Source organism: Neisseria sp., assembly GCF_041804105.1.
Lineage (GTDB): Bacteria > Pseudomonadota > Gammaproteobacteria > Burkholderiales > Neisseriaceae > Neisseria.
The window spans coordinates 1-4692 of sequence record NZ_JBHCJY010000017.1 but is presented as its reverse complement, the minus strand read 5'-3'; the positions used below and the strand labels follow the sequence as shown (position 1 = coordinate 4692).

The following is a 4692-nucleotide window of genomic DNA, read 5'->3' as shown; positions in this document are numbered from 1 at the left end:
TTCACGAACACGTCGCACAGCGCGGCGTAGGCTTTGCCCAGCTCCAAATCGTTTTTCTTTTCACCTTTGTTGATGCGCACGTTTTGCAGCATCACCACGTCGCCCGCGTTCAGCGCAGGTTTGTTTTCGCGCCAGTCGTTGAGCACTTTCACGTCTTTGCCGAGCAGACCGCCCAAATGCGCGGCCACGGGCGCAACGTCGTCTTCGGGATGGAACTCGCCTTCGGTCGGGCGGCCGAGGTGGGTCATCACAATCACCGCCGCGCCGTTGTCCAAGCAGTATCGGATGGACGCGAGCGAAGCGCGGATGCGGGTGTCGTCGCTGATTTTGCCGTCTTTGAAGGGAACGTTCATGTCGGCGCGGATGAGCACGGTTTTGCCGGATACGTTTTGTTCGGTGAGTTTCAAGAATGCCATAGCGGGTTTCCTTTATTGAAATGGATGGAAAAATCGGGGTTTATTATGCGGGAACGGGGCGCGGCGGTAAAGCCGCGGCAGCCGCAGTTGTTGATGAAGCGCAAAGGCCGTCTGAAACCGTCTTTTCAGACGGCCTTTAATCCCTGCAAGCCTTAGCAAAGTCTTCCTTTTGCGTTATTATCGCAACCGTTTGAAAAAGGCCGTCTGAAAACCGCCCGAACGGCCTGTTCCCAATGTCTGCAAAGGAAAAACATGAATACCAAAACCCTGTCTGCCGCACTGCTGCTTGCTTTCGCGGCGCACGCTGCGGCGCAAACCGAAGTGCGCTTGGCCGTTCACGGCTCGTTTTCGCTGCCCAAGGGCGCGTTTGCCGCTTTTGAAAAAGCCAACCATGCCAAAGTGTCGGTCATCAAGGTCGGCAGCGGCAACGAGATGCTCAACAAACTGGTGTTGAGCAAAGCGCGGCCGATTGCGGATGCGGTGTACGGCTTGGACAACACCAACATCGGCAAGGCGCGCCAAAGCGGTATTCTTGCGGCCAAACAGCCCGCGTCGGCACCGCTCAACGCGGCCATGCCCGCCATCCCTGCCGTCGATTACGGCTATGTCGTGCTCAACTACGACAAAAAATGGTTTGCACAGAAAAAACTGCCGCTGCCGCAGAGTCTGCAGGATTTGGCCAAACCCGCCTATAAAGACCTGCTGGTCGTGCCCAATCCTGCCACATCGTCGCCCGGCCTGGCTTTCCTGATGGCCAACATCGGCGGTTTGGGCGAAGAAAGCGCGTTCAAATGGTGGGCGGACATGCGCAAAAACGGCGTGAAAACGGCCAAAGGCTGGAGCGAAGCCTATTACACCGATTTCAGCCACAACGGCGGTTCCCGTCCACTGATTGTGGGCTATGCGGCCAGCCCCGCTGCTGAAGTGTTTTTCGGCAAAGGCAAATACAGCGTACCGCCCACCGGCAATCTGTTTCTGAAAGGCGGCGTGTTCAAGCAGGTGGAAGGCGCGGCGGTGTTGAACGGCGCGAAACAGGGCGCATTGGCGGCGAAGCTCGTGCAATACCTGCAAAGCCCCGCCGTGCAGAAATCCGTTCCCACCGAAATGTGGGTGTACCCCGCCGTGAAAGGCACGCCGCTGCCGAAAGTGTTCGAATTCGCGCAAACGCCCAAGCAGACCGATTCTCCGAGCCGCTCGGATTTGGACGCGAAACAGAAAGCGTGGGTGCAGCGTTGGACGAAAACGGTGTTGAGATAAACCGTTTTTAAGCCCAACGGCCTAAGCAGTCGATAGGCCGTCTGAAAATAATTGTGCACAATTGTTTTATTTAAAATATAATTGTATAAATAAAAATACTGAAACCTGCCGTGCAGTGGGCGGCACGGCTTGAATACGCCATCTGAAAACCTTTCAGACGGCCTGCACACGGCATTGAACAGGCAAATCCTTTCCCAATCCCTTAAATCAGGAGCAAAACATGAACCCTAAATTCAACCCGTTATTCCAACCTTATACCCTGAACAACGGTGTAGAAATCAAAAACCGTTTGGTCGTCGCCCCCATGACCCATCTTGCCTCAAACGACGACGGCACATTGGGCGGGCAGGAACGTACGTTTATTTCCAACCGTGCGGGCGATATGGGCATGTTCATTACGGCGGCAACGCTGGTGCACGAGAGCGGCAAAGCCTTTTACGGGCAGCCCGAAGCCGTTCGCGCCGAACAAATTCCCAGCCTGAAAGAAACGGCCGACATCATCAAATCCCAAGGCGCGAAAGCCGTTTTGCAGATTCATCACGGCGGCAAGCAGGCCATCGGCGAACTGCTCAACGGCCAAGACAAAATCACCGCCAGCGCAGACGAAGCCTCCGGCACGCGCGAAGCGACGGACGCAGAAGTGCGCTCGCTCATCGCCGCGTTCGGCAATGCCGCGGATTTGGCGATTCAGGCAGGCTTCGACGGCGTGGAAATCCACGGTGCGAATAACTATTTGATTCAACAGTTCTATTCCGGCCATTCCAACCGCCGCACCGACGAATGGGGCGGCTCGCGCGAAAAACGCATGCGATTTCCGTTGGCAGTCGTCGAAGCCGTATTGGCGGCGAAAGCCAAACACGGCAGAGACGATTTCATCGTAGGCTACCGTTTCTCGCCGGAAGAGCCGGAAGAAGCGGGCATCACCATGGAAGACACCTTTGCGCTGGTTGATGCATTAAAAACCCGGCCGCTGCAATACCTGCACATTTCATTGTGGGACTTCTACAAAAAAGCCCGCCGCGGCGCAGATACGGATACTTACCGCATCCAACTGATTCACGAGCGCATCGGCGGCAAACTTCCGCTCATCGGCGTGGGCAACCTGTACACCCCGAACAAAATTCTGGAAGCCTTCAACACCGGCTGGGCGGAATTTATCGCACTCGGCAAAACCGTTATGGTAAACCCCGATATTGCCACCCGCATCATCAACGGCGATGAAGACGGCATCCAACGCGCGGTAGATCCCGAACAAACCGACCGCTACGGCTTCCCCGATCGTTTGTGGAACTTCACCCTCGCCGGCACGGAAGCATGGCTGCCACCGCTCAAAGGGCAAGAACCGAACCTTCTCGACCTTTAAACAGATAAAGGCCGTCTGAAAAACAGGGTTGCCAGCCCCAATTTAGGCAATCCGAAACGAACTCTGCAAAGCCGAAAACAACCAAAGGCCGTCTGAAAAAGTTTTCAGACGGCCTTTTGTCTTCATCGCCAACCGATTTGAATGTGCGGCCCAATTAAATTACGGAATACCCCCGTCGTCTCTTTGCTATTCCCGCTCAGGCGGGAGTCCACATGCATTCCTTTTGAGTTGCAAGGTGTGTTCTCCCCTTCGTCATTCCCGCGCAGACGGGAATCCAGACGGTTGTATTTCGGTATTGGTGGAGGCATGGCGGTTTTCAAAAAGCACTTGTTTTTCAAAGGCCGTCTGAAATGATCGGTTGCCTGCCTTTCCTCTGGATTCTTGCCTGTGCGGAATGACAGTAAGGTTTTCAGACGGCTGTAGATTGGGATTTACACCGACCAACTGAAGCCGTCGGAAAATTGCATTGGCCATCTTGTCCGACTTACAACCCGCTCTGTACAAACCGAAACGAAATTCTGTGAAGCCGAAAACAATCAACGGCCGTCTGAAAAACAGTTTTCAGACGGCCTTCGTTTCCACCACGAAACTGCTTGAATGCTCCGCCAACTCATTACGGACACCGCCACCGCTCCCACCGTCATTCCCGCGCAGGCGGGAATCCAGATGCTTGCATTTTAGTATTTATAGGAAATAACGGCGGTTTGCCAAAAGCACCTATTTTCCAAGGCCGTCTGAAATGATCGCTTGCCTGCCGCGTTGGACTCCCACCTGCGTGGGAATGACGGGTAAGGCTTTCAGACGGCTTTCAGCAGGCAATTTGGGTAGGATGGGTGTAAACCCATCATCGTGAAATGCGGTGGAGATGGTGGGTTTACACCCACTCTACGCGGATTTTCAGACGACCTGAGACCTTTGTAAAACCAGAAAATATTCAAAAATTTCTAATCCGTCATTAGCTGCGCAAGTCCGCTACGCTTCCCCGCACAAGCGGGAATTCAGAATTTTAACCTGCTGTAATTTCTAAATATTTCCTAAACCGATAAGTCTGGATTCCCACCTGCGCGGGGGAAGCGTAGCGGACTTGCGCAGCTAATGGAGGGAAGGGGTTTTTTGGTTTAATTTGAGCTTTGCAAAAGTCTCGGCCTGTGATTATTTCCCGATGCAGAACCTCGAAAAAATCACGCCCAATAAATCGTCTGCCGTAAATTCGCCGGTGATTTCGCTGCACGCGGCCTGCGCCAGCCGCAGGTGTTCGGCCAAAAGCTCGATTTGGTGGTTGCCGCACAGCGCGGCGTTTTCCAATTCGGCTTCGGCTTCGTGCAGCGCGGCGAGGTGGCGGCGGCGGGCGAGAAACAGCCCTTCGCTCTCGCCCTGCCAGCCGATTTCGTTGAGCAGCGCCTGTTTGAGTAAATCCAAACCTTCTCCGGTTTTGGCCGAAAGTTTGATCAGCGTATCCGCGCCGCCGGCAAACTTGAGGCCGTCTGAAACCATTGCGGCGGTTTCGCCGGCCAAATCGATTTTGTTGCGGATTTCGATTTTTTTCAGCGACGGCGGCAGGCTGTCGAGAATTACCCGGGTTTTGGCGTTGATGCCCTCGGCCGGATCAATCAGAATCAGCGCCACATCGGCTTCGCGCACGGCCCTCTGGCTGCG

At 54.6% G+C, this 4692-nt stretch carries 3 protein-coding genes and 1 pseudogene; 2 read left to right on the top strand and 2 right to left on the bottom strand.

The annotated features are described in order from the left end of the window. Positions 1-416: phosphoglycerate kinase (gene pgk / locus ACEYDX_RS01255; protein ID WP_373740222.1), on the bottom strand; the 416-nt coding region annotated here is incomplete at its 3' end. 252 nt (positions 417-668) lie between these two features. Between pgk and ACEYDX_RS01250 the strand changes: the two genes are divergently transcribed. Together ACEYDX_RS01250 and ACEYDX_RS01245 are read left to right on the top strand one after the other, a co-directional pair. Then, a complete protein-coding gene (locus tag ACEYDX_RS01250) occupies positions 669-1673 on the top strand; it encodes a thiamine ABC transporter substrate-binding protein (protein WP_373740221.1) in 1005 nt (334 codons plus the stop codon). Positions 1674-1893: 220 nt separating this feature from the next. Next, a complete protein-coding gene (locus ACEYDX_RS01245) occupies positions 1894-3036 on the top strand; it encodes an NADH-dependent flavin oxidoreductase (protein WP_373740220.1) in 1143 nt (380 codons plus the stop codon). Positions 3037-4188: 1152 nt separating this feature from the next. Here the strand turns inward: ACEYDX_RS01245 and ACEYDX_RS01240 are convergent. Then, positions 4189-4692 (bottom strand): annotated as a pseudogene (locus tag ACEYDX_RS01240) (tRNA uridine-5-carboxymethylaminomethyl(34) synthesis GTPase MnmE); the annotation flags it as partial.

What these genes read in the sequence shown, in the direction of transcription:
- ACEYDX_RS01250 (WP_373740221.1), top strand. Translation starts at nt 669, where the DNA reads ATGAATACCAAAACCCTGTCTGCCGCACTGCTGCTTGCTTTCGCGGCG.
- ACEYDX_RS01245 (WP_373740220.1), top strand. Translation starts at nt 1,894, where the DNA reads ATGAACCCTAAATTCAACCCGTTATTCCAACCTTATACCCTGAACAAC.